The organism is Paraburkholderia sp. BL17N1, assembly GCF_003634175.1.
Lineage (GTDB): Bacteria > Pseudomonadota > Gammaproteobacteria > Burkholderiales > Burkholderiaceae > Paraburkholderia.
On record NZ_RBIW01000002.1, the window covers coordinates 2,607,553 to 2,630,861 of the forward strand.

Consider the following 23,309-nt stretch of genomic DNA (forward strand, 5'->3'; position numbering starts at 1 on the left):
GAATTAGCGGGTGTGAGTGCGAGTAGTGGGGCGTTAGCCGGGCGCTCGCGCGGCGATCCGCAGGCGCTGGCGGGTACGCTCAATAACCACGTCCTGCGGCTCTCTCGGCCATTTTTCGCAGACACTGATCGAATTTCGCGCCGCTTACCGACGCGTGGAATTTGTCGTGACCGTCAACGACCGCGCTATCGATCCGGTTCAGGAAGGTTTCGATCTGGCATTGCAAATCTATCCGCCGGCGTCGAACCTGCCGGTCTCTGTCGAGAGGCTTCACGATGATCCGCTTAGGGCGCAAGCGGTTTCACACTGGCCCAATGCAGCGGCGCGCCTCCTCGCTCGACAAGACGCCGCGGTCCTTGCGATTTGCGGCGCTGGCCGCGTAGACATCTTTTCGGGCGTGCGTGATGCCGAGCGGTTCGAAGCCGTTGGCCGGGTTGAATGCCATCTGGTTGATGCGCGCTTCGTCGTCGGCGGAAGGCGGTGACGCAATCTCCAGCACGCCGATCGCAATCGGCGGCCCTGCCCATACCACCGATGCATCGTTGACCGGCGTGCTTTCTTCATCCACGAAGAACTGCGCGCAGAGCTGCCACTTGAGCGGACTTTTTTGCAGGCGGTTCAACAGGTCTTCGCGCAGATAGTCGTCGCCGTGACGGTCGCCGTCGGTGCCTGGCGCCGTGGCGTCTTCGGGTTGCAGTGAGTACTTGATGGCTGCGGGACCGAGCTTCACCACCGAGCCCCAGAACCGCTCGGTCGTCAGGCTTTCGACGGAGTGCAACGTCGTTTCCCTGGCCAGGATGGCGACGATACGTGCCGTTTCGGCGGGGCCCAGCGTGCCGTTCAACAGTTCGATCGACGCCCGCTCCAGTGCTCCCAGCGCGCCCCTGGCGATCTGGGCGACGAGGATATCGGCGAAGTCCATGAATTGCACCGCGTTCCGCGCGTGCGAACGGCCGCCCTCGTTGGTCATGAGGAGGTCGGTTTCCATGCCTTCGGCGGTGAAGAACTTGATGGCGACACCGCGAACATCCGCAGCCTGGTCGGAGAAAGGGCAGGGCTGTCCGTTCGAAAAACGGCAGGCGACCCGATAGCAAAGCGAGCGCTCCAGATCGTCCTGCTTCGCGAAAGGACCATGCTTGAGCGCGGTGGGTATCGTTTCGAAGATCCGCAGCGTGCCGAAGGCGCCGAGCGTTTGCTTCTGATGCTGGCCGCGGTCGATGCGTCCGTCCAGATGAGTGGCGCTGCTCGCGGCAATCGTCGCCTGCTGTGCCTTGATTTTCTCGACTAGCAGCGCGATCGCCCGAGCATTGTCGGGTTGGTCGATCCAGCCGGTGCCGCGTTCTGCCATGTCGGGGGAGTCGTTGGCCATGCTCGTGCTCCATCAAGATTCGCTGCGATGGGAATGCGTCCAGGCCCGCGCCGCGCTGCATTGGCAGACTTGCTGCTGCTGGCGCGCATGGATGTGCACTACATCGTAGACTACGGCGCAATCGAACGCATCATGGCTTGAGCAGCCGGTGCGTGATCACGGCGATCGCGTGGATTACGGCGGCCGCACGAACGGCGTTTCACCCGATTAGTGCACGCCCGATGGGTTCGGCGGCGGCAATGCCGGATCGAGCTTGGCGGACTCTCTGACGAGTTGTTCCGTCATCGCGGCTCCTACCGCGTTCGAGCCGCGACGAGGCTGGTCGTCGTGTGCAACCGGCTCAGGCGGTGGGAGCGCCGGATCGAGCTTGGCCGATTCCTTGACGAGTTCGTCCGTTGCCGAGGTCGAGCGCGAAGTCGAGTCGCGGCGGTGCAGACCGTCACGGCTGCGGGCGGGTTGCACAACGGTGGCTGCTTTTGAATCGGTGCCGGCAAGCACAGTGGCCACGGCGGGCGTTTGGACCGTTTGGGGATGCGGTTGTGCCGGTTGCTGCGGCAATTGCGCGGCGTGTTCAGTTGACCGTTCGGGGGCGGACGCGGACGTGATGTGTCCCTGCACGGATTGAGCGGGGCTCGGCGCGGGAGCGCGAGTGGCGATATCGGAGCTCGCGGCAGGCGGCGGCGTGCCGATTGCGTGGTCCGCTGTCACATGTAACGTGCCGGCCTGCACTTTGTCCGAAGCTAGCGCCGCGGAGCCGTCCGAAACGGCTGCGGGATCGCGGGTCGCCGGATCACTTTTTGGGGACAGTAGGTAAACGGCGAATCCGACCTCTGCCAGCACCAGACCGACTACCAACGCTTTTCCGATCTTCCTCATAATTAACCAACGGTGCTCAGAGCGATGCGAGCGCACATGATAACCAACCGGCCGCTGACGGTTTGTAACGAGAGGTATGCGGAAGTAACCAGAATACCCGGCGCGGAGCGTGCTAGATTGAACTTACTGCGCCATCAACGGAGCTGTTGCCATGGACACTCATTCGATTCTGGGCATGATCCACGCCGAAGAGGCACTACTGGTCTCCGTCGTGCGGTCGTTGCCACCGGACGTGCGGCGCACGGTCGCCAACGATTTCCACGAGCAGGCTCAACTCGCCGAGACGTCGCATCTGAATCCCACCACCGATCGCGAAGCGAGCGACGCGTTCAAGGCTCACATCAGACGGCTGTCGAATATGCTTGCTTCGCTATCCTGAGATAGTCGTTGCGCGCTGAACCGGGCTTTGTCGCGGCGTCGCCAGCGCGGCATCGGATCGCCGGCGCGGCGGCGAAAGAAAACGACCAGCGTCCCAAGCTAACGGATCGGCGAGTCAGGGCTAGGGCGGCGCGCTCTGTTGCCCCATCCTGCGCGGATCGCTCAGTTCGCTATCGGACCAGCCGCCTCCCAGGTCGCCGATCAACGACGCCGCATCGAGCAAGCGTGTTTGTTGCACGTTCAATGCGGTTTGCTGAAGATTCAGTTGAGTGGCTTGCGCAGTCGCCACCGTCGTAAAGTCCACCGTGCCGGCCTGATATTCGTTGCGCGCAATCTCGGTGCCGCGCGTTGCGTCGCGGACGGCGCGTTCCAGCACCTCGGATTGCTGCGCGAGGATGCGCAAGCCGGCAAGATCGTTCTCCACACCCTGGAACGCCGCCAAAACGGTGCCGCGATAATTGGCCACGGCCGCTTCATACGACGCCTTTGCCGCATCGACCTGCGCACTGCGCTGCCCGCCGTCGAACAGCGTCTCGCTCGCCTGGCCACCCAACGACCACACGTAGTTGCTGATATGCAGCAGGCCGGCCAACGGCGACTGCGTGAAGCCGTCCAGCGCCGACAGCGAGATCGTCGGGTAATACGCGGCGACGGCCACACCGATTGCGGCGTTCTGCGCCGCCATCTGACGCTCGGCGGCGGCAATGTCGGGCCGGCGTTGCAACAGGGTGGACGGCACGCTGACCGGAATGAACGGCAGCGTCGGCAGCATGGTGTTCGGAGGTATGTCCAACTCTTCGGGGTTCTTGCCGACCAGCACCGCGATCGCATGCACATTCTGGGCGCGCGCGACGCCCAGCGCGATCAGACTCGATTGCGCCGACTCCAGTTGTGTCTGCGCGCTCACCAGGTCTGACGGCGGCACGGTGCCGGCCTTGTCCTGCTCGGCGACGACGCGTAACGATTGCTGGAACGCGTCGACGGTGTGAGTGAGCAGGTCGATATTCGCGTCCGTCACGCGCAGATCGATGATCGCGTTTGCCAGCGCGATCTGCTCGGAGAGCGTGGCGTTCGCGAGCGTCGCCTGGGTCGCTTGCGCGGTGGCGGCGCTCTGCTCGATATTGCGGCGCACGAGACCCCACAGGTCGGGCGCCCAGCTGGCGTTGGCTTCGAGCGAGCCGGCGTTGTTGATGCGCTGAAAACTGCTGGCCCCGCCCAGGCCGCCAAGTGAGCCGCTACTGAAGTTGCCGGTCGACGAACGTGCGCGGGTCGCCGATCCCGTCACGCCGATCGTCGGAAACAGCGCGCTGCGTGCGAGCCGCACTTCGGCCAGTGCCTGCTGGTAATTCGCATAGTCCTGGCGCACGGTCTGGTTCGACACCGACACGAGCGGCTCGAATTCATCCATGAGCGGGTCGTTAAAGCCCGTCCACCAGGCGCCCTTCGGAAACTCGGCGGCGGGCTGCGCTTCGGTCCAGCCAGGCAGTTCTTTCCACGTGGCGGGCGTCGCGACGGGCGGGCGATGATAGTCGGGGCCGACCGTGCAGCCGGCTGTCAACACCGTCGACAGCACAGTCGACAACGCAGTCGAAAACACCAGTGTCGCGCCGGCCAGTCGGGTGGGGGAGATCGTCTTCATCATGAACTCGTATCCGGTGCTTCGCCGCGGCGATTCCACGGCAGGCGCGCTGACCATCTGGCGAGTCGCGCGCGCAGCCGGTCGAGGTACAGATAAATCACCGGCGTCGTGTACAACGTAAAAACCTGGCTGACGAGCAGGCCGCCCATGACCGTCACGCCGAGCGGCTGGCGCAGCGACGCGCCCTGGCCGATGCCGATCGCGAGCGGCACGGCGCCCAGTACGGCGGCGGCGGTCGTCATCATGATCGGACGCAAGCGCACTACCGCGGCCTCGTGAATCGCATCGCGCGCGTTCATGCCTTCGTGGCGCTGCAACTGGATCGCGACATCGACCATCATGATGCCGTTCTTCTTGACGATGCCGATCAGCAGAATGATGCCGATCATCGCGATCACAGAAAAGGGCGTGCCGAAGATCAGCAAGGCCAGCGTTGCGCCAATGCCCGCCGACGGCAGCGTCGAGAGAATCGTGAGCGGGTGCACCGTGTTCTCGTACAGCACGCCGAGCACGAGATAGACCACCACCAGCGCGGCGAGAATCAGCAGCGGCACCGCGCCCATCGACTGCCCATAAGCTTGCGCGGCGCCCGCGAACGCGCCATGCACCGACGCCGGCATGCCGATGTCGCGCTCGGCCTGCGCAATGATCTGACCGGCTTCGCTCAGCGATCCGCCTGCCGGCAGATTGAACGAGATGGTGCCGGCCACAAGTCCGCTCTGGTGGTTCACCTGCGTCGCGGTGTGGCTGTTCGAGAAGGTCATCAGCGCGGCGAGCGGCACCATGGTTTCGGCCGCCGTGCTGTCGGCGCTGCCGCTGGAATTGCCGCCCTTGCTGTTCGAAATGCTGTTGGTCTGCTGATTCGCTTCGGCATCGGCATTCAGCGAATTAGTGTTCGCGCTGGTGCTCGACGCGCTGCTGACAGCCGCCGGCTGCTGCACGGCTTTAACGGTGGCGCGCGACATCTGCGTCTGCTGCGTGCCGTTCGCGTTGCCGGCGGCGGTGCTCAGGTAGATCTGATTGAGGGCTTGCGGATATTGCCAATAGGCCGGCGCGACTTCCATCACGACAAAGTACTGATTCAGCGCGTTGTAAATGGTCGACACGGTGCGCTGGCCGAACGCGTCGTACAGCACGTTGTCGATCTGGTTCGGCTGAAAGCCATAACGCGCGGCGGTCGCGCGGCTGAAATTCACATAGGTTTGCAAGCCGTTCTGTTGCAGATCCGAGTTCACGTCCTCCATCTTGCTGCGGTATTTGCCGAGTTCGGTCACGAGTTTCGGCACCCATGTGAAGAGTGCGTTTGCATCGTCGCTGGTGAGCGTGTACTGGTATTCGGCCGCGGCCTGGCGTCCGCCGATCTGCAGATCCTGCTGCGCCTGCAGGAAAAGCCGCGCGCCCGAGACGGCGTTGAGTTTCGGCCGCAAGCGGTTGACTACTTCAGTCGCCGATAGATGGCGTTCGGCGAGCGGTTTGAGTTCGATGAATACGTTCGCGGTATTCAGCGCGCGTCCGCCGGTGAAGCCTGCGACCGAGGCTACCGCGGGGTCCTGCTTCACGATCGACTGCAATTGCGCGAGCTTCTTTTCCATGGCGCCGAACGAGACGCTTTGGTCGGCAATGATCTGTCCGATCAGAATGCCGGTGTCCTGCTCTGGAAAGAACGTCCCGGATAGGAGCCGTGCAAGAAACACGTTGGCCACGAGCAGACCGATCAGCAGCAGGACGACCGCGAGCGCGTGATCGAGCGCCGTTGCGAGCGAACGGGAATAGGCCTGTTTGAAGCGCTCGAACTGCGCCTCGATCCAGCGTGCCCAGCGTGCCTTTGAATGCATCGCGCGTTCGTGGCTGAGCAGGTAGGCGCACATGACCGGCGTGACGGTCAGCGAAATGATCAGCGACAAAATGATCGCGATTGATAGCGTGACCGCGAACTCGTGAAACAGCAGGCCGACAATGCCGGGCATCAGCAGGATCGGCAGGAACACGGCGATCAGCGAGAGGCTCATCGAGATCACGGTGAAGCCGACCTCGGCGCTGCCGCGCAGCGCGGCTTCTTTCGGCTCGAGGCCGGCTTCGAGATGACGCACGATATTTTCCAGCACCACGACCGCGTCGTCGACCACGAAGCCGGTGCCGATGGTCAGCGCCATCAGCGAGAGATTGTCGATGCTATAGCCGAGCAGATACATCGGTCCGAAGGCGCCGACGATCGAGAGCGGCAGCGCGACCGCCGGAATCAGCGTGGCGCGCGGCGACAGTAGGAACACGAAGACCACGCCCACCACCAGCAGCACTGCGATGAACAGCGTGCGCTCGGTATCGGCCACCGAGGAGTTCACCGACTCCGAGCGGTCGATGGCGACGTTCACATGAATCGCGCTCGGCAACGCGGCTTCGATGATCGGCAGACGTGCGCGGATTTGCCCGACTGTCTGCACGACGTTGCTGCCCGGCGTCGGATAAACGATCACGAGCACTGCCGACTTGCCGTTGTAGAGTCCGGCATTGCGAATGTTTTCATTCGAATCGCGCACCTGGGCGACGTCGCGCAATAGCACGGGTGCGCCGTCGCGATAGGCGATCACCACGTCGCGATATGGCGCGGCCTTGCTGATCTGGTCGTTCGATGTCACCACGTAGCGCTGTTCGCCCTGATCGACATGGCCTTTCGCGCTGTTCGCGTTCGCCGCACCGATCGCCGCGCGGACGTCTTCGAGGCCGATGCCGTAGCTGTTCAGCTTGCCCGGCTCCAGTTCGACGCGCACCGAGGGCAACGCGCCGCCGCCGAGCGTGATCTGGCCGACGCCGGTGACTGGCGACAACTGCTGCTGGATCACCGAATCGGCGGAGTCGTAGAGCTGGGCTTTGGTCAGCGTGTCGGAGGTCAACGCGAGCACCATGATCGGCGCGCCGGCCGGGTTGTACTGGCGGTACGTCGGGTTGCTGCGCAGCGTGGTCGGCAGATCGGCGCGGGCGGCCTGAATGGCGGCCTGCACGTCGCGCGCCGCGCCGTTGATATCGCGGTTCAGGCCGAATACGACGATGATCAGCGACGAACCCACGTAACTGATCGAGGTGAGCTGGTTGACGTCGGCGATGGTGGCGAGACGCCGCTCCAGCGGTGCGGCAACCGTTGCCGCCATGATTTCCGGACTCGCGCCCGCCATGTTCGCCTGCAACGCGATCACCGGAAAGGCGATGTTCGGCAGCGGCGCGACCGGCAGGCGGAAATAGGCAAGCGCGCCGGATATCAGGATCGCGAACGCCAGCAGGGCGGTCGCGACCGGGCGCCGGATGAAGAGCGCCGAGATGTTCACGGCGCGTTCTCCGGCGGCGCGGCGGTGCCGTCATTCGCGGCGCGGCGGCGGTTCTTCACGCGCTGCGCGAGGCGATCGAAGAACAGATAGATCACTGGCGTCGTGAACAGCGTCAGCACCTGGCTGAGCGTGAGCCCGCCGATGATCGCAAGACCCAGCGGCCGGCGCAGTTCCGAACCGGTGCCGGTGCCGAGCAGCATCGGCAGCGCGCCGAGCATGGCGGCGAGCGTGGTCATCAGGATCGGCCGGAAGCGCAGCAGCGACGCTTCGAAGATCGCTTCGCGCGGCGGCTTGCCGTGCACGCGTTCCGCTTCGAGCGCGAAGTCGACCATCATGATCGCGTTCTTCTTGACGATGCCGATCAGGAGCACGATGCCGATGATGCCGATCACGTCGAGATCGCTGCCCGCGATCATCAACGCAAGCAAAGCGCCGATGCCGGCCGAGGGCAGCGTCGAGAGAATCGTCACCGGGTGAATGTAGCTTTCGTACAGCACGCCGAGCACGATATACACCGCGACCAGCGCGGCGATCAGCAGATACACCTCGCTGGAAAGCGAATCCTCGAACGCCTGGGCTGCGCCCTGGAACGAGGTCGTGATGGAAGGTGGCAGATCCACCGCTTTCTCGGCGTCGCGGATCTGCGCCACGGCGGCGCTGAGCGACGCGTCCTGCGCGAGGTTGAACGAGATCGTGACGGAAGGGAACTGCGCGAGGTGGCTGATCAACAACGGCGATTGTGTGATGCTGATCTTGGCGATGCCCGACAGCGGCACCTGCCCGGTGCTGCTCGTTTGACTCGGCAAATACAGATTGCCGATCGACTGCACCGTGGGAATCGTCTCGGGCTTCGCCACCAGAATCACGCGGTACTGATCGGACTGCTGGAAGATGGTCGAGACGATGCGTTGGCCGAGCGCATCGTACAGCGCGTTGTCGATCGTAGCCGCCGTGATGCCGTAGCGCGCGGCAAGCTGGCGGTTCACTTCGACGTTTACGCTCAGGCCGTTGGTGTTCAGATTGCTGGTGACGTCCGTGATCGCGGCAATCTGTTTCATGCGCGCGATCAGCGCGGGCACGTATTGATTGAAAGCCTGCTGGTTCGGCCCGCGCAGCACGAAGTTGTACTGGTTGCGCGAGATCGAGGTGTCGAGCGTCAGGTCCTGTTCGGGCTGCAGATAGAGGCGAATGCCGGGCACGTCGGCGACTTCCTGCTGGATGCGGCGGCCGATCTCCTCGGCGGTGATCGAGCGGTCGTCGCCCGGGCGCAGATTGATCAGGAAGCGGCCGTTGTTCAGCGTCGGATTGGTGCCGTCGATGCCGACATACGAGGTCAGCGACACTACATCGGGATCTTTCAGAATCGCGTCGGCGAGGGCGCTTTGACGCCGGACCATGGCAGTGTACGACACCGAGTTGTCGGCCACGCTGATGCCCTGAATCACGCCGACGTCCTGCACCGGGAACAGTCCTTTCGGAATCACGATGTACAGAATTGCGGTGAGAGCGACCGTAATCAGCGCGACCACCAGCGTCAGCAACTGGTGATCGAGCACCCAGACGAGGCCGCGCTCGTACGCGCCGAGCGTCTTGTCGAATAGCCCTTCGCTGATACGCTCGAAGCGGCTCGGATGGCGTTGCGCCTGCGCGCGCAACAGACGCGCGCAGAGCATCGGCACGACGGTCAGCGAGACCACTGCGGAGATCACGATCGTCACCGCGAGCGTGATCGCGAATTCGCTGAAGAGCCGGCCGATCACGCCGCCCATGAACAGCAGCGGAATCAGCACGGCGATCAGCGAGACCGTCAGCGAGAGGATCGTGAAGCCGATCTGGCCGGCGCCTTCGAGCGCGGCTTCGAGCGGCGTCTTGCCTTCCTCCAGATAGCGCACGATGTTCTCGATCATCACGATCGAGTCGTCCACGACGAAACCGGTCGCGATGATCAGCGCCATCAGCGAGAGGTTGTCGATCGAATAGTTGAGCTGATACATCACGGCGAGCGTGCCGATCAGCGAGACCGGCACGGAGATGCTCGGAATGATCGTGGCGGGCACGTTGCGCAGGAACACGAAAATCACCAGCACGACCAGCACGACGGCGAGCACCAGTTCGAACGCGGCGTCCGAGACCGACGAGCGGATCACGCCCGTGGTGTTGGCGACCACCGTGACTTGCAGGCCGGCGGGCAGTGTCGATTCGAGCGCCGGCAATTGCTTCATGATCTGGTTGACGGTGGCGATCACGTTCGCGCCCGGCTGACGCTGCACGTTCAGCACGATGGCCGGCGTGCGGTTGTACCACGCGCCGCGTTCCACATCCTGGGCGGCCTGGCTCACGCGCGCGACGTCGCGCAAATACACCGGCGCGCCGTTCTGATACGCGATCACCGTGGCCAGATAATCTTGCGGGTCGACGATCTGATCGTTCGCGTTGATCGTGTAGTCGAGTTCCGGGCCGTCGAAATTGCCTTTCGGCTGGCTGACGTTGACGTTCGCGAGCAGCGTGCGCAGATCGTCGAGATTCAGGCCATAGGCGGCGAGCTTTTGCGGGTCCGCTTCGACGCGCACGGCCGGCACATTGCCGCCGGCGGTTGTGACGAGGCCGACGCCGGGCACCTCGGAGATCTTGGTGGCGAGGCGATTGTTGGCGGTGTCCTGCAACTGCGTCAACGACATGGACTTCGACGTGACCGCGAGCGTGAGGATCGGCTGATCAGCCGGATTGACCTTGGCGTAGGTCGGCGGCGCGGGCAGGCCGGCCGGCAGGAAGCTGTTGGCGGCGTTGATCGCCTGCTGCACGTTCTGTTCGGCGATGTCGAGATTCAGCGAGAGATCGAATTGCAGCGTGATCACCGACGCGCCTTCCGAACTGTACGACACCATCTGCTGCAAGCCCGGAATCTCGCCGAGCTGGACTTCGAGCGGCGCGGTGACGGTGGTCGCCATCACATTCGGACTCGCGCCGGGGTAGAAGGTCTGGACCTGGATGGTCGGATAGTCGACCGCCGGCAGCGACGAGACCGGCAGGAAGCGCACCGCGACCAGGCCGACGAGCACGAGCGCGACCATCAGCAGCGACGTCGCCACGGGCCTCAGGATGAACAGACGGGAGAAGTTCATCGACGGGGTGGCGTGCTATGAAGCCGTGGATGCCGCATTGGCCGCGGACGCAGAGGCCGGCGGTGCGGCCGGCGTGGCCGCCGGCGCACCTGCGGCACCCGAGCCCGGCCGCGCCGCCGACGCCTTGATCTTCAAGCCGTCGCTCAAGCGGTCCATGCCGTCGGTGACGACCACGTTGCCGGCGGCGAGCCCCGTTGTGATCACCGTATGCTGACCGTCGCTGGGTCCCAGCGTGACCTTGCGCACCGATACGGTGTTGTCGGCGTTGACCAGATACACGTAGTCGCCGGGCGCGCCGCTCTGCACCGCGGGCGTCGGCACCAGCACCGCGTTCTGCAGCGTGTCGACCAGCAGTTTGACGTTGACGAATTCGTTGGGGAAGAGCGCCTCGTCGTCGTTGGGGACGGTTGCGCGCAACGTGACGGTGCCGGTCGCGGTCGCCATCTGGTTGTTGATCGCGTACAGCGTGCCGGTCGCTATCTGCCGCGAATTGTCGCTGCTGAGCACGGCGACGGGTAACTGCGCGCCGGCGTTGACGCGTTGCAGCACCTTATCGAGCGCGGTTTGCGGAACCGTGAACTGGACGGTGGTCGGCTTCATCGTGGTGATGACCGCAATGCCCGGTTGACTCGACGCGGTCACGTAGTTGCCCGGGTCGACGAGCCGCAGCCCCACCCGGCCTGACACCGGCGCAGTGATGTGGCAGTAGATCAGGTCGAGATCGAACTGGGCGATGTTGGCTTCGTCGGCCTTGACGGCCGCCTCGTCCTGCAGGACGAGAAACTTCTGGTCCGCATAGGTCTGCTCGGCGATCGACTTACGCTCGTTGAGTTGGGTAAAGCGCGCGAGATCGGCGCGCGCCTGGGCGAGCGCCGCCTTGTCCTTGGCAAGTTGCGCCTCGGCCTGACGCTTGCTGATTTCATACTGGCGCGGGTCGATCTGCGCGAGGAATTGGCCTTTCTGCACGTCCTGGCCTTCGCGATAGCCGACGGCGGTCAGGTAGCCGCTCAGTTGCGGCAGCACGGTCACGGTGGCAACGGGCGTCACGGTGCCCAGTTCGCTCAGCGTCTCCGGCATCGGTCCCGTGGTGGCTGCGGCGACCGTTACGACCTGGGGCGCCACGCCGGGCTTGGCCGGCTTCGAGCGCAACACATGAAACACCACCAGGGCGATCAGCGCCAGCACCACGATTGCGAACACGATGCGGCCACGCCGCGGACGCTTGACCTGGATCGTCGACGCTTCGCTCATAACGGTCTCCCGCCGGATGCGTGGCACCCGGCGAACGCCGTCGATGGACGGTCCGGCCAATGGCTGTCGAAGAGCGTCATACGAACTCCCAGGATGGGCATCGCCGGTGCCGGCGACAGGAATCCACACAATCACGCCCAGAGTCTATCTGAGTGTGGAGCTAATTCTCGCGACACCACCTTGACGGGCGTTTCGATTTGTTACGGTCGGCCGGACCGTGGCGCCGTGCCGTCTACCCCGGCGCGAGCGTGGCCATACGAAAAAAAGTAGCAACGACGCGGACCGTGACGGGAGAACCAGCGAGGCATACGCGCAGCCGAGGTGTAACCGCGTAACTCGACGCAACAGAACCGTAGCCCGAATGTCGGGCTCGCTCGCTAGCATGAGGGCCTTGTCCAGTCTCGACCGACGAGGTGCCCGATGCTGAGCCATCATGAACTCGCGACACTGCTGCGTCTCGCTGACACCGGGCGGCGTCCGGAAGCCATCGATCCCGATGTGCTCGCGCTGAGCCGGTACGAGCTGATCGAAATCGACCGGCGCGAGGAGGGCGTGATGGTGGGCGGCACGTCGACGCTGCGGCTGACGAACCGGGGCCGTGAACTCGTGCGCCGTCTGGTCGGCGGGGGCGGCGGCGTGTGAAAGAACGATCTTGCGGCGTCACCGGCGTTTCGATCACATGAGATCGGAGCGCGGCGCCGGCGTGCGTCTGATCTGCCGGGCCAGCGTGTCGCGATAGATGCCCGGCACGGCGGCCAGCTCGGCCGGCGTGCCTTGCTGAACGACGCGGCCGCGGTTGAGCACCACGATCCGGTCGAACGACTGCAGGGTCGACAGCCGGTGAGCGATCGCGATGACGGTGCGATGCTGCATGAGCCGTTCGAGCGCGGCCTGAATGGCGATCTCCGATGCGGTGTCGAGCGCCGAGGTCGCTTCGTCGAGCAGCAGGATGGGCGAGTCTTTCAGAATGGCGCGGGCAATCGCGATGCGCTGCCGCTGTCCGCCGGAGAGTTTGGTGCCGCGATCGCCCGCAATGGTGTTGAGCCCTTCGGGCATCGCGTTGATGAAATCGAGGCAGTAGGCGTCCTCGCACGCGCGGCGCACGTCGGCCTCGGTGGCGTCGGGGCAACCGTAGCGGATGTTGTCCAGCAGCGAGCGGTGAAACAGCGACGCGTCCTGCGGCACGACCGAGATGGCGCCCTGCAAGCTTTGCAACGTGACATGCGCGATGTCCTGGCCTGAAATGCGCACGCACCCGGAGACCGGTTCGTAGAAGTGCTGAAGGAGCGCGAGGATGGTCGATTTGCCCGCCCCCGACGGGCCGATCAGACCGACGCGCTCGCCTGCGCCGATATGCAGGTTCAGACCGCTCACCACCGGGCGGCGGCCGGGATACGCGAAGGTCACGTTTTCGAAGTCCACGGTGGGCTGCCGAACTTCCAGCGGCGCCGCTCTGGTGGGTTCGGGCATGGCGTGCGGGATCAGCAATGTTTCGGACGCTTCGCCGAGCCGGGCGACATGCTGGGTCAGGTCGACGAACGCCACGGCGATGTCGCGCGAACCATGCAGGATCGAGAAACCGAGCGAGCCGACCAGAACCACGTCGCCAGTGGTCGCACGGCCGACGCTCCACAGCCACACGGTCCAGCCGAGCACGCACGCCGACAGGACGGAAGTGGCGAGCGCGTGCAGCAGGCGCAGCTTTTCGAGGTAAAGCACGCTGCTTTTGCGGGCGTCGCTTTCGACCGCGAGCAGTTCGTCGAAGCGGCGCCGTTCCATCACCACGGCGCAGAAGGCGCGCACGAGACCCATATTGCCGATCACGTCGACGAGTTCGCCGTCGACCGAGGCGGCCCGCGCGGCGAACGCCTCGTGCCGGGCCGTGCCTTTGCGCGCCAGCAGGAACAGGCAGAACGTCAGCACGGCGGACATGGCGACCAGCGTCAGGCTCATGGGAATGCTGACCGCGCCGACCATGACGATCGCCCCGACCACGGTCAGGCTCGGCGGCAAGGCCGTCCACGCCACGGTGTTTTCGATCACGTACACCGCGTTGGCCGTCGCCGAAATCCGGCTGGACAGAACGCCGGGTTGCTTGTCGGCGAAGAAGGTGGGGGCGTGCACCGTGAGATAGTCGAACATCTCGCGCCGGATATCGCCCGTCACGGCCACGAACGTGCGCGCCGAGACCCAACCCGCGATGCGCCAGAACAGATTGTCGGCGAGGATCAGCGCGACCAGCACGGCAAACGCGTGAATCACGTGTTGCGGGTGGGCGCGGCCGTTCGGCAACGCGTCGATCAGATTGCGGATCCCATATTGTGATGCCAGCGCGCAGCCGACCGCCGCCACGACACTCGCCAGCAGCACGGTGTGCGTCAGCTTGCGGCGCGCCACGTAGCGCCAGATCAGCCGGATGGGCCGCCCGGCGTAGCGCGACAGCACGCGGGATTGCCGCCGCCTGCGCACGCGTCCGGCCCGGCCGGCATCGCCATCGTTGGACAGTTCCATGGCACCGCACGGGTTCGAAGGGTTCCGGCATCCATGCTGTGCGGTCCCGCGGCGCAGGCGACAGTGGATCAGTCCGGCTCTGTCGGTACGCAAGCAACGTGCCGTTGTGCGCGGCGAGCCGGTCTGGTTTGCGCTGATGCATATCGGATAAGGCTGTGCGGTGATTCCCCATTTTTCGCGAGACGCGATACCCTATACTTCCAAACGCCAAAACGATCCGGTGCTTGCCGCGCGGCAAGCCATTTTTATCATCCGTAACGTGGGTTTCGTTCAATGTCGACCCGCCGCCATCCGCTGGGAATGCGATGAGTGACCCTATGCAGCCGCCGTTTTCCGTTCTCTTCGTCGACGACGACGAGATGTCGCGCAATCACTTCGCGCGCGCGATGAGCGCCGATTACAAAGTGTATGTCGCCCAAGGCGCCGACGAGGCGATAACGGTGCTCGGCAAGCACGCCTCGGAGATTGCCGTGCTGGTGACGGACTTCCGCATGCCGGGCCGCGACGGCGACGATCTGCTGCGCCAGGTGGCGCGCGAGTATCCGCAAATCGTGCGCATTCTCGTGACCGCTTATGCCGACAAGGACATGCTGCTGCAAACGGTCAATACCGGCGACGTGTTCCGCATTATCGAAAAGCCGCTGCGAACGGACATGGTGCGCGAGGTGCTGCAACTCGCAACCGCGCGCTACACGGAACGCGAAACGCGTCAGCAGCGGCTGCTCGCCATGGACGAGACGCTCGCCTTCCTCGCCCACGAACTGAACACGCCATTGGCGACGATCTCGCTGTTCGCGCGCTCCGTCGAGAATGACGTGGCCGAGCAATACGATCCGGAGCGTCAGCGGGAGATCGGCCTCGCCGCGAAGTCGATGTTGAACAATGCGCAGTATTGCCTGACGCTGATCTCGTCGTTCTGGGCGACGGTGCACAAGAGCGGTGGCCAGAAGTCCGCCTCGGGCGGCGGTACGCGCGCCATCAGGGCGACGCGTCTGATCGCCACGCTGCTCGACACCTATCCGTTCGTCGCGTCGCAGCGCGATTGGGTCAAGGTCGACGTGGAAGGGGATTTTATCGTGCATGCCATGCCCAATTGCGTGGCGCTCGTGCTGTCTTCGCTGTTGTCCAACGCGCTGCGCGCGCTCGACGGCAGCAGCGCGCCTGCGTTGCGGCTCGAAGTGGTGGCGTTCCCTGAGCCGGAGATTCGCATTCGCGACAACGGCCCGGGAATCGCGCCGGAGGTCAAGGCGCGTCTGCTGCAGGATCCGGTCACCACGTACGCCGGCGCCGGCGGCCACGGCATGGGAATGATCTTTTGCAACCGCATCATGCAATCGTTCGGCGGATGCCTGCGAGTCGATTCGACGGTCGGCGCGGGGACGACGGTGACGATGGGTTTTCCAGGGTTCAATAGCCGCCTGCACGCCGCTGATGACGAGGAGCCGTCCGCTAGTCAGGCGGCTTTGCGGTGAACTGGATGGCCCGCATGGCAACCTGCGTCACTCCTGATCGCTGAAATAATCCCGATGCTCACGGCCAGCCTTGGCCGTGGCGAAATACGTCTGCAGCGCATCGGTCGAACGCTCGCTCAGGATATCGATTCGCGCGAGCCAATCGGGTTCCACCGGCCATTCGCCTTGCACCACGCGCGGATAGATTTGCCGCGCGAACTGATGCAGCGCTCGCGCGCCGAGATTGCCGCTCACGCCGAGCAGGATGTGCAACACGCCGTGCGTCGATTCGAGGTCGCCGGCCGCGACACTTGTCGCAAGCCGTGCCACCAGCTGGCGGATCTGCTCGATGCCTTTGAGGAACGATTCGTCGAGCAGATCGAGCGAGGCCAGTTCTTCGAGGTGTTTCTCGTCGAGCAATTCGCTGTCCGTCACGATCGGCAGATTGCCGGCCGGCGTGGCCGCCGTCGTCGACGAGAGTTCGGTTTGCGCCGGCGCGTTCGAGTCACGTTGCCGGGCAAGCTGTCGCGCGAGGCACGCGTAGAGCGAACCGGCTTGCACCGGTTTGATCATGACTTCGTTCATGCCCACGGCGAGACAGGTCTGCACGGCCTTGAGATCGGACTGGCTGGTCAGCGCGATGATCGGCACGGTGGCATACGAATCGGCACGGGCGCGAATCGACGCGGTCGTCTCCAGGCCGCCCATGCCCGGCATATTCATATCCATGACGATGGCGTCGATCACGCCGTCCGCCTGCAGATGCGCGAGCACGGCCTGCCCATGCTCGGCCTCGACGACGCTTGCGCCGCATCGCTCCAGATAGGCTTTGGCCACCAGCCGGCTGTAGGTGTCGTCGTCCGCGACAAGGATCGATTTGCCGGAGAACGCGTCGGATTGCTGGCTCAGAGGGTGGCGGTTGCCGTTTTCGAGAAGCGCCTGCAGCGTCGTGATCAATTCGAGCACGCTGCAGGACTTGCTGATGATTCCGTCCATGCCGGCGCGCCGCGCGAGCACGCGCACCACGCTTCCGGGCTCGGCCGTATAGGCGGCAATCAGGACATTCCAGCTTGGATAGTCATGAGCGGCGCGAATTTTTTCGGCGACCGTATAGCCGTCCAGAACCGGCATGTTGATGTCCATCAACACGAGGTCGTAAGGGGCCGACTCGCGGAGCACGGTCAATGCAACCGCGCCGTTTTCCGCTTCGCTCACGCATGCGCCCACTTTCGACAACGCACGACAGGCGCGCGCGCGCTGACCGGCGTCGTCGTCCACGACCAGCATGCGCCTGTCTTTGAAGACGGGCGTGGCGCATTCAAATATGTGCCGCTCGTGGTCCACGATTTCGCTCTTTGGCACGACGGGAAATTGCAGCGTGAATTCCGTGAACCTGCCGACTTCCGAGCGGCAACTGATACTGCCGCCGAAGGCGCGCATGGCGCGCTGGCAATAGGCGAGCCCGAGCCCCGTGCCGCCCGAAGTCTCCGCGGTACGGAACGGCTCGAACAGATGCGATACCATCGCGGGCGCAATGCCGGGACCGGTGTCGCGAACCATGACCGACTGCTGCTCGATGGTCAGGGTAAGCGTGGCCGCCGGATGCGTGGCGATGTGATAGAGCGCGTTCTTGATCAGATTGAACAGCGTGAACAGATAGACGGTTTCGTCGACCTTGAAGGTGAAGTCCTCCCGCACCACGAGCCTGACCTTGTCGCGTTCCTTTTCGTCGGCAAAGCCGTATTCTTCCAGTGCCTTACGCGTGGTGCTCGCCGCGCTCAGATAAGCGAGGTAGTCCGGACGAATCGGTTTGGCGCTGACTTCGTCCAGCGTCATGGCAATGATGCGCAGGCCGCGCTCGATCGACAACTGCCCTTGCGCGAGATGACGATACAGTCCGGCGGTATTTCCATTCCTATCGTGTCGATCGTGCGGGTCGTGCACGAGCGCGAGCGGGCGCTCGTGTCCCATGGTTGCGGGCAGCGCTTCTTCCACGCGATCCAGCACGTAGCGCAACTGGCTCAGAGGATTGCGCATTTCATGCGCGATCGAACCGGCGAGCGCCTGCAGCGCACGGTTCTTTTCAACGAAGATGCGTCCTTTACTGATCGCATGACTAAACGCCATGCTGCACAGGACGACGACCGGCAGCAAGGCGAGATTCGACTGATCGGCGGCGGTCACGACAATCGGCACCGGCGAACTGAGCAGCGCGGCGAGCGACCCGGAGAACACGCCAATGCCGATGCAGCCCATCAGCAAAAGCGGATTGTCGATGCACAACGCCATGATGAAGATCATCATGACCTCGGTCATCATCCACATGGTGGAGAATGAATTTCTGATCGCGAGGAATGTGCAAACGAATGGCAGGACGTAGATCAGGCAGCAATGCCAATAGATCAGCAGGTAATGATTGAACCGCTTCGGCCAGCGCGCCTGAAAAATCAACGGAATGCAGACTAGCGCCGCACTCAGTCGAAGGGAAAGATTGTCGTAAGGCTGCGGCAGGACATAAGTCCAGACTACGTAGTAGATCGGGTGGCACAGGAGGCCCAGTGCGCCGCCCCATCGTATTGCAAACCGGCTTCGTTCCAGCACGTCCCGCATGCTCTCGCGCGGCATGACCATCAGGCCTCCAGTGACATTTACGAGCCCATCAATTCTTGCTTGCCGCGAAGTTGCGCAGCCGCCGGCTCGATCGGCGAACCGTCCTTTCCGTGGAAAGGGCCGACCGCGAAACCGTACTTCTTCAGCAGGCTGTGCGTGTACGAGACGGACCACACGGGCGGGCTGCCGATGATGAAGTCGGACGCAATGCCTTCCTGCCAGGCGGAGTAGCCTTCGGCGAAACAGGTATAGCAGTCGCGCGTAGTCGGCAGCCGGAACGGGAACGCGGTGTTGAGTCCGGCCGGCCCACGGGCGAAGCACTCAATATATAGCGTATGTCCGCGTGACGCGAGTTCGGCCTCGACGCTCGCGGCCCGCGGGTGGGAGTCGTCGATCCAGAACTGCGCGCGCTTGAGATCGGCCGCGGTGAGGTAGGGCACGCTGGTGCTGCTCGCCAGGATCGCGCCGTCGAAGTCCGGCAGTGGGGTGTCTGGACTGAAGGTGTGCACGGAGACGCGCGTTTTACCGAGCAGGTCCGATGCCATCAACTCCCTGGCTTGCTCGGTGAGCAGATTCACCTTGTCCGGCAGATCGATCAGAACAAGCTCGCGCGGTGCATCTTTGTAGAGCGCGTATTTGGCCACCGTCGTGCCGAGCCGGCCGGCCGCGCCGAATAGAGCAAGCTTGGTGTTGCCGAATTCGAGGTCGAGTTCATTGCAGCAGTGCATGGCCCAGTCTTTCAGCATCGCGGCGGTGGCGGCGTGGCCGGTGGTGATATGCGGCGGTTTGATGTCGCGCGGCAGGGCTCCGTAGTTGCACGCATAAGGCGTGGAGGCGCCCATCGCCACCATGTTCAGGCCGGCCTGTCTTGCCAGCTCCAGGGCCGGGAAAAATTGCGTCTCGCGAAATCGCTTGATGCCGCGCGGGCTGCCAAGCCACATTTCGAGCGGCACGGGACAGGCGATATTGGCGCCGATGATCTGCGATCCCGAATAGATGGGTGAGGCAATGAAAGGCCTGGTGTTCCAAAGCTCCTCTTCGAATGACGCATTTCGATGCTTCACATTGTGAAACGAAAAGGAAAGGGTTTCCCAGTCGGTCGCGTGAAAGAGAAACCCGACGCCGCCTTGACCGGCCGGCAGGTTATCCCGGATCTCGTCCGGGGGGATGGTGTGCTTAAGTTTTAAGGCGCCCGTTTGAAGTTGACGACCCCCGATTTGCCCGTCGGAATAAGTCTGTATTTCGGTCTGTATTTCGTGGTGAACAGAAGTTTTCATTTGTTTTTCCCTTTGATTGAAACTCGCGTTGGACGATCAGCGCGACAAAGTCGACTGGCGTGTTGGATGGTCGACCCTTCAACTCTAGAGAAAACTGATGCGGTGTGCGCGTCTGTTGCTTCGCATTGCCGAGAATGGGCATCTGCGGCGATCGGGTCCGGTAGATTTTTCCAACGAGAAGATGCGATGGCCAAACGGGCCGGAGAAGCTGGAATCTTTCCGTTGGAAAATTTTGGGCGGCCGTATGAACGAGTGGCGTCACTGCCTTCGGCGCATCGCCAGAGCATGCGAGCCAGCCGGTCCGCACTTCGTGGACACGTTTGAGCGACGCGCCCATGAAAGCGTGGGCGGCAAGACGTGCTTCACATCCTCCCTTCATGCGGCGTGCTGGCTCCATACCAGCGTACCGGATCCGCATGCGTTTCGACCACGTTGATGCGGTGCTCCAGATCGACCAGATCGGCCGACGACGCGAGATAGGCGTCGCGTTCGTGGTCGTCGGTGGTGATCAGCAAGGCGCTCAGTTTCTTCGCAAGCTCAGTGAACATGATTTTCTCCAGTCCGTGTTGCGACGAGCGTTGCGATCCGGCTGTGGGAGCTGGCGTTGCCCGTCGATGGAATAGAGCTTAGGCGCGAAGAATGAGCCGGAAATGAGCGCGTGAAACCGGCGAACCGCAGTTCGGCCTTGGGTGAATTTTGGACTGGAATGCGTGCGGCGCCGGCCGAGGCTGGGGGATTTATTCGGCGCTGCTGGGCGGGCGCGACGTTGCGATAAACGTGTTGATCGCGGCGGCCAGCGCGTGCGGATATTGATACATCATCGCGTGGCCCGCCGAACGCACCACGAGCAGTTGCGCATGCGGAATCTGTTCGGCGAGCGCTTCCGAGTTCTGCTTCGGCAAGACCTGATCGTCGGCGCCCGTCAGGATCAGGGTGGCGAGCCGGACGTTTTTCAGCGCCGCAGCGGCGGCCTCGTCACCGGCCCAATCGTGCAGCAACGCGGACTGCCCCTCGGTCACGGTCGCGGACATGGCGGGTGGCTGATAGCCGGCCGGCTGGAACATATTCCGACGGAAGCACCGCTGCGCTGCATCCACGGCGTTGGGCGGAAACAGGACCCGCATGACGTCCATGAAGGTGGTGCCCGCTTTGCCTGACAGGGTGGCTTCGACCTCCGGCGTCACCGGCACGCCGAGCGATCCCGGCGCGGGCGCGCTCATGAGGACGATGCGCCGCACGGCGAGCGGCGCATCGAGCGCGAGTTGCTGGGCAATGGCGCCGCCCATCGACCAGCCGACGAAGGTGACGTCGGAGAGTCGCAGCGTGTCGATCAGCGCAGCCGCGTCGAGCGTCATGTCCCGCATCGTAAAGCTCGATGCCGCCGGTTCGGAGCGGCCGATGCCGCGGTTGTCGAAGACAATGACTTCGTGCCGTTTGGCGAGATCGGTCAGAAAGGCCGCGTCCCATTCCGCGACCGTCGCGCGAAAGCCGGTTTGCAGCACGATCGGCGTGCCGTGGCCGAAACGGTAGTACGCGATGTCGCCGTTCACCGTATGCGCGATCTGCTCGCGAATCGACGGTTTGCGGTCCGGGCGATCGGCAACGACAGGGCAGGCCTTCTCGTTCGCGTAGTGGACGGTTTTCGCTTCGACGAGCGCGGGCTGCGTGGCGCCGAATAGCGCGACCAGCGACGTTGCGGCGACGAGCGCACGTACGCGCCTCATGACGCCGGGCCCTTGCCGGCTTCGCCGAGCATCACGGTCCAGCCGAGCCCGCGGACATTGCGAATCACCGAGAGGCCGAATTTCTTGCGCACCGAATGAATCAGCACGTCCACCGCGTTGCTTTCGACCTCTTTGCCCCAGCCGTACAAACGGTCCTCGAGCTGCTCGCGCGACAGGATCGTGCCGGGGCGTTCGAGAAACGCGAGCATCAACGCGAATTCGCGTGCGGACAACACGGTCGTTGCGCCGTTGCAGGTCAGCGTGCGCTTGTCGAGATCGAGGCTCAGCGATTCGTCGCCGAGACGCGACGAAGCGTAGCCCGCTTTGCGCCGCAGCACCGCACGGATGCGGGCGAGCAGTTCGGGGACGTCGAAAGGTTTGAGCAGGTAGTCGTCGGCGCCGACATCGAGACCCTGTACGCGCGAATCGAGATCATCACGGGCGGTCAGGATCAGCACCGGGACCGCGTTGCCGGCCGCGCGCGACGACTTCAGCAAGTCGATGCCGCTCATGCCGGGCAAGCCCAGATCGAGCAGCACGACGGTGTATTCGGCATTGGCCATCGCGTCGCGCCCGGCGACGCCGTCTCTCACCCAGTCGACGCTATAGTCGGCGTCCTTGAGTGCACGCAGCAGACTTTGACCAATCTGCAGGTCGTCTTCAACAAGGAGAACTCTCATGATCGTCCTGTCGGCAACAGTCAGGTTGTGCCTGACTCGCAGCTCGCGCGCGCATGGCCGGACCACGGTAAGCGGGCGATTGAATGATAACCGATGCACGCGCGGCGGCATGATCCGGCGTGCCGTTCTGGACGAACGGATGAGAAGTCTTGTGCGTGCCGACGCAAGCGTGGACGCGCAACGATTCGAGGACTTCGCTGCGCGCGAAGCGCTGAGGTGGAGGGGACTCGTGGCGTGCCGACATCCCGCTGGCGTCGATCTGGATATACGAGCGCGCCCGCGCCGATCCAGATTTCCTTCGACGCGGTGATGGCGATCTTGCCGTCCGTGCTGGTGATCGTGATGTCCTTCAGGGCCGCGAGCGCGATCTGGTCGCTCTGCGCCTGGATATCGACGCGGCCTTTCGCGGCGACCAGTTTCAGCCCAAGCTCGTAGGCGAACATCGAGATCGCACCGCGCACCGACGCGAACAGTGAGCGCCCGGACGACACGCTCACGTTGCGGCCCGCTGTCACTGCATGATCCTGCCCGCTCACGATGTACGTTCCCTGCGTGGCGGTCATGCCGATGCCCGCCGCGCTCGCAACGACAAGATCGGGTCGCGTCATTTCGGGGACCGGATTTTCACGCCAGTGGGCGGTGCCGCCCCGGATCGCGTCGAGTTGCGCCATGTCCTCGTGTTGCGCGCGCGCCTGCGTCAGGCGCTGCACCATCTCGCCCATGTCCTTGGCGGGCGACTGCGCACCGCTGCGCGTCTCGGTGGTCACCGGCATGCCGTGGTTGCGCAGCACGCCCATGCAAATACCCGTGTCGTGGAAGCGACCCGAGAGCGTGAAATCAGACGACGCTGGATATAAGGCTGCAACCGCATGTGGCATGGTGGCCCTGACGCGCGACGGGGACACCGTGGTCCGTGATTCTGTCGTCGCCCTCAACGATGACGTTGGGCACGACCTCAGGGTGGAGCGGACAGGTCACTTCGTCGCCCTTGCGGGCCACGCGCACGCCGCCATAGCGCATGACTTCTGAGGCGGTGATAACTTCGCCGCCGTGGTCGGTGGTGTCACCGAGTCGAATCAGGTTCATCATGGAATCGTTCCT

16 protein-coding genes and 1 pseudogene are annotated in these 23,309 nt (G+C 63.9%); 3 read left to right on the top strand and 14 right to left on the bottom strand.

The window, feature by feature from the left end; genetic code table 11:
* Positions 1-301: 301 nt before the first annotated feature.
* On the bottom strand, positions 302-1,369 hold the full coding sequence (locus B0G82_RS31610) for a catalase (RefSeq protein ID WP_121310172.1): 1,068 nt from the start codon (positions 1,367-1,369) through the stop codon (positions 302-304).
* Positions 1,370-1,576: 207 nt separating this feature from the next.
* On the bottom strand, positions 1,577-2,245 hold the full coding sequence (locus B0G82_RS31615) for a hypothetical protein (protein WP_121310173.1): 669 nt from the start codon (positions 2,243-2,245) through the stop codon (positions 1,577-1,579).
* 151 nt (positions 2,246-2,396) lie between these two features.
* On the opposite strand from B0G82_RS31615, the gene B0G82_RS31620 reads away from it, so the two are divergent.
* A complete protein-coding gene (locus B0G82_RS31620) occupies positions 2,397-2,624 on the top strand; it encodes a hypothetical protein (protein WP_121310174.1) in 228 nt (75 codons plus the stop codon).
* Positions 2,625-2,744: 120 nt separating this feature from the next.
* Here the strand turns inward: B0G82_RS31620 and B0G82_RS31625 are convergent, their stop codons facing one another.
* The 4 genes from B0G82_RS31625 to B0G82_RS31640 are packed head-to-tail and all read right to left on the bottom strand — an operon-like array spanning position 2,745 to position 11,955.
* Positions 2,745-4,265, bottom strand: a complete 1,521-nt coding sequence (locus B0G82_RS31625) for an efflux transporter outer membrane subunit (protein WP_121310977.1) — start codon at positions 4,263-4,265, stop codon at positions 2,745-2,747.
* Positions 4,262-7,582, bottom strand: a complete 3,321-nt coding sequence (locus B0G82_RS31630; RefSeq protein ID WP_121310175.1) for an efflux RND transporter permease subunit — start codon at positions 7,580-7,582, stop codon at positions 4,262-4,264. Before B0G82_RS31630 ends, B0G82_RS31625 begins: the two co-directional genes overlap by 4 nt.
* Positions 7,579-10,704 carry an efflux RND transporter permease subunit gene (locus tag B0G82_RS31635; RefSeq protein ID WP_121310176.1) on the bottom strand — a complete coding sequence of 1,042 codons (3,126 nt, stop codon included), beginning with the start codon at positions 10,702-10,704 and terminating at the stop codon, positions 7,579-7,581. The genes B0G82_RS31630 and B0G82_RS31635 overlap by 4 nt, the downstream gene beginning before the upstream one ends.
* 15 nt (positions 10,705-10,719) lie before the next feature.
* A complete protein-coding gene (locus tag B0G82_RS31640) occupies positions 10,720-11,955 on the bottom strand; it encodes an efflux RND transporter periplasmic adaptor subunit (protein ID WP_121310177.1) in 1,236 nt (411 codons plus the stop codon).
* A gap of 420 nt (positions 11,956-12,375) precedes the next feature.
* Here B0G82_RS31640 and B0G82_RS31645 point away from each other — a divergent pair, with 420 nt between their 5' ends.
* Positions 12,376-12,597: a hypothetical protein gene (locus tag B0G82_RS31645; protein WP_121310178.1), complete on the top strand. Its 222-nt coding sequence runs from the start codon at positions 12,376-12,378 to the stop codon at positions 12,595-12,597.
* A 33-nt stretch (positions 12,598-12,630) separates the two neighbouring features.
* Here B0G82_RS31645 and B0G82_RS31650 read toward each other — a convergent pair whose 3' ends face one another.
* On the bottom strand, positions 12,631-14,466 hold the full coding sequence (locus B0G82_RS31650; protein ID WP_121310179.1) for an ABC transporter ATP-binding protein: 1,836 nt from the start codon (positions 14,464-14,466) through the stop codon (positions 12,631-12,633).
* Positions 14,467-14,771: 305 nt separating this feature from the next.
* Here B0G82_RS31650 and B0G82_RS31655 point away from each other — a divergent pair, with 305 nt between their 5' ends.
* A complete protein-coding gene (locus B0G82_RS31655) occupies positions 14,772-15,938 on the top strand; it encodes a hybrid sensor histidine kinase/response regulator (protein ID WP_121310180.1) in 1,167 nt (388 codons plus the stop codon).
* A 27-nt stretch (positions 15,939-15,965) separates the two neighbouring features.
* Here the strand turns inward: B0G82_RS31655 and B0G82_RS31660 are convergent, their stop codons facing one another.
* The 7 genes and pseudogenes from B0G82_RS31660 to B0G82_RS31690 form a co-directional block, all read right to left on the bottom strand.
* The gene (locus B0G82_RS31660; protein WP_121310181.1) at positions 15,966-18,548 is read right to left on the bottom strand and encodes a response regulator; all 2,583 of its coding nucleotides are present in this window, start codon (positions 18,546-18,548) and stop codon (positions 15,966-15,968) included.
* 17 nt (positions 18,549-18,565) lie between these two features.
* On the bottom strand, positions 18,566-19,804 hold the full coding sequence (locus B0G82_RS31665; RefSeq protein WP_199730192.1) for a hypothetical protein: 1,239 nt from the start codon (positions 19,802-19,804) through the stop codon (positions 18,566-18,568).
* 362 nt (positions 19,805-20,166) lie between these two features.
* The gene (locus tag B0G82_RS31670) at positions 20,167-20,352 is read right to left on the bottom strand and encodes a DUF3563 family protein (protein WP_116148168.1); all 186 of its coding nucleotides are present in this window, start codon (positions 20,350-20,352) and stop codon (positions 20,167-20,169) included.
* 189 nt (positions 20,353-20,541) lie between these two features.
* Positions 20,542-21,528 (bottom strand): alpha/beta hydrolase, encoded by a 987-nt coding sequence (locus tag B0G82_RS31675; RefSeq protein ID WP_121310182.1) that lies wholly within the window; start codon positions 21,526-21,528, stop codon positions 20,542-20,544.
* The gene (locus B0G82_RS31680; protein ID WP_121310183.1) at positions 21,525-22,208 is read right to left on the bottom strand and encodes a response regulator transcription factor; all 684 of its coding nucleotides are present in this window, start codon (positions 22,206-22,208) and stop codon (positions 21,525-21,527) included. Before B0G82_RS31680 ends, B0G82_RS31675 begins: the two co-directional genes overlap by 4 nt.
* 241 nt (positions 22,209-22,449) lie before the next feature.
* Positions 22,450-23,002 (bottom strand): annotated as a pseudogene (locus B0G82_RS40730) (DUF2345 domain-containing protein); the annotation flags it as partial.
* 43 nt (positions 23,003-23,045) lie between these two features.
* Entirely contained in the window at positions 23,046-23,297 is a 252-nt protein-coding gene (locus B0G82_RS31690; RefSeq protein ID WP_121310184.1) for a PAAR domain-containing protein, read from the bottom strand.
* Positions 23,298-23,309 lie beyond the last annotated feature (12 nt).

Coding starts and splice junctions, on each gene's coding strand:
- B0G82_RS31610 (WP_121310172.1), bottom strand. CDS start 1,369: ATGGCCAACGACTCCCCCGACATGGCAGAACGCGGCACCGGCTGGATC.
- B0G82_RS31615 (WP_121310173.1), bottom strand. CDS start 2,245: ATGAGGAAGATCGGAAAAGCGTTGGTAGTCGGTCTGGTGCTGGCAGAG.
- B0G82_RS31620 (WP_121310174.1), top strand. CDS start 2,397: ATGGACACTCATTCGATTCTGGGCATGATCCACGCCGAAGAGGCACTA.
- B0G82_RS31625 (WP_121310977.1), bottom strand. CDS start 4,265: ATGATGAAGACGATCTCCCCCACCCGACTGGCCGGCGCGACACTGGTG.
- B0G82_RS31635 (WP_121310176.1), bottom strand. CDS start 10,704: ATGAACTTCTCCCGTCTGTTCATCCTGAGGCCCGTGGCGACGTCGCTG.
- B0G82_RS31640 (WP_121310177.1), bottom strand. CDS start 11,955: ATGAGCGAAGCGTCGACGATCCAGGTCAAGCGTCCGCGGCGTGGCCGC.
- B0G82_RS31645 (WP_121310178.1), top strand. CDS start 12,376: ATGCTGAGCCATCATGAACTCGCGACACTGCTGCGTCTCGCTGACACC.
- B0G82_RS31650 (WP_121310179.1), bottom strand. CDS start 14,466: ATGGAACTGTCCAACGATGGCGATGCCGGCCGGGCCGGACGCGTGCGC.
- B0G82_RS31655 (WP_121310180.1), top strand. CDS start 14,772: ATGAGTGACCCTATGCAGCCGCCGTTTTCCGTTCTCTTCGTCGACGAC.
- B0G82_RS31660 (WP_121310181.1), bottom strand. CDS start 18,548: ATGGTCATGCCGCGCGAGAGCATGCGGGACGTGCTGGAACGAAGCCGG.
- B0G82_RS31665 (WP_199730192.1), bottom strand. CDS start 19,804: ATGAAAACTTCTGTTCACCACGAAATACAGACCGAAATACAGACTTAT.
- B0G82_RS31670 (WP_116148168.1), bottom strand. CDS start 20,352: ATGTTCACTGAGCTTGCGAAGAAACTGAGCGCCTTGCTGATCACCACC.
- B0G82_RS31675 (WP_121310182.1), bottom strand. CDS start 21,528: ATGAGGCGCGTACGTGCGCTCGTCGCCGCAACGTCGCTGGTCGCGCTA.
- B0G82_RS31680 (WP_121310183.1), bottom strand. CDS start 22,208: ATGAGAGTTCTCCTTGTTGAAGACGACCTGCAGATTGGTCAAAGTCTG.
- B0G82_RS31690 (WP_121310184.1), bottom strand. CDS start 23,297: ATGATGAACCTGATTCGACTCGGTGACACCACCGACCACGGCGGCGAA.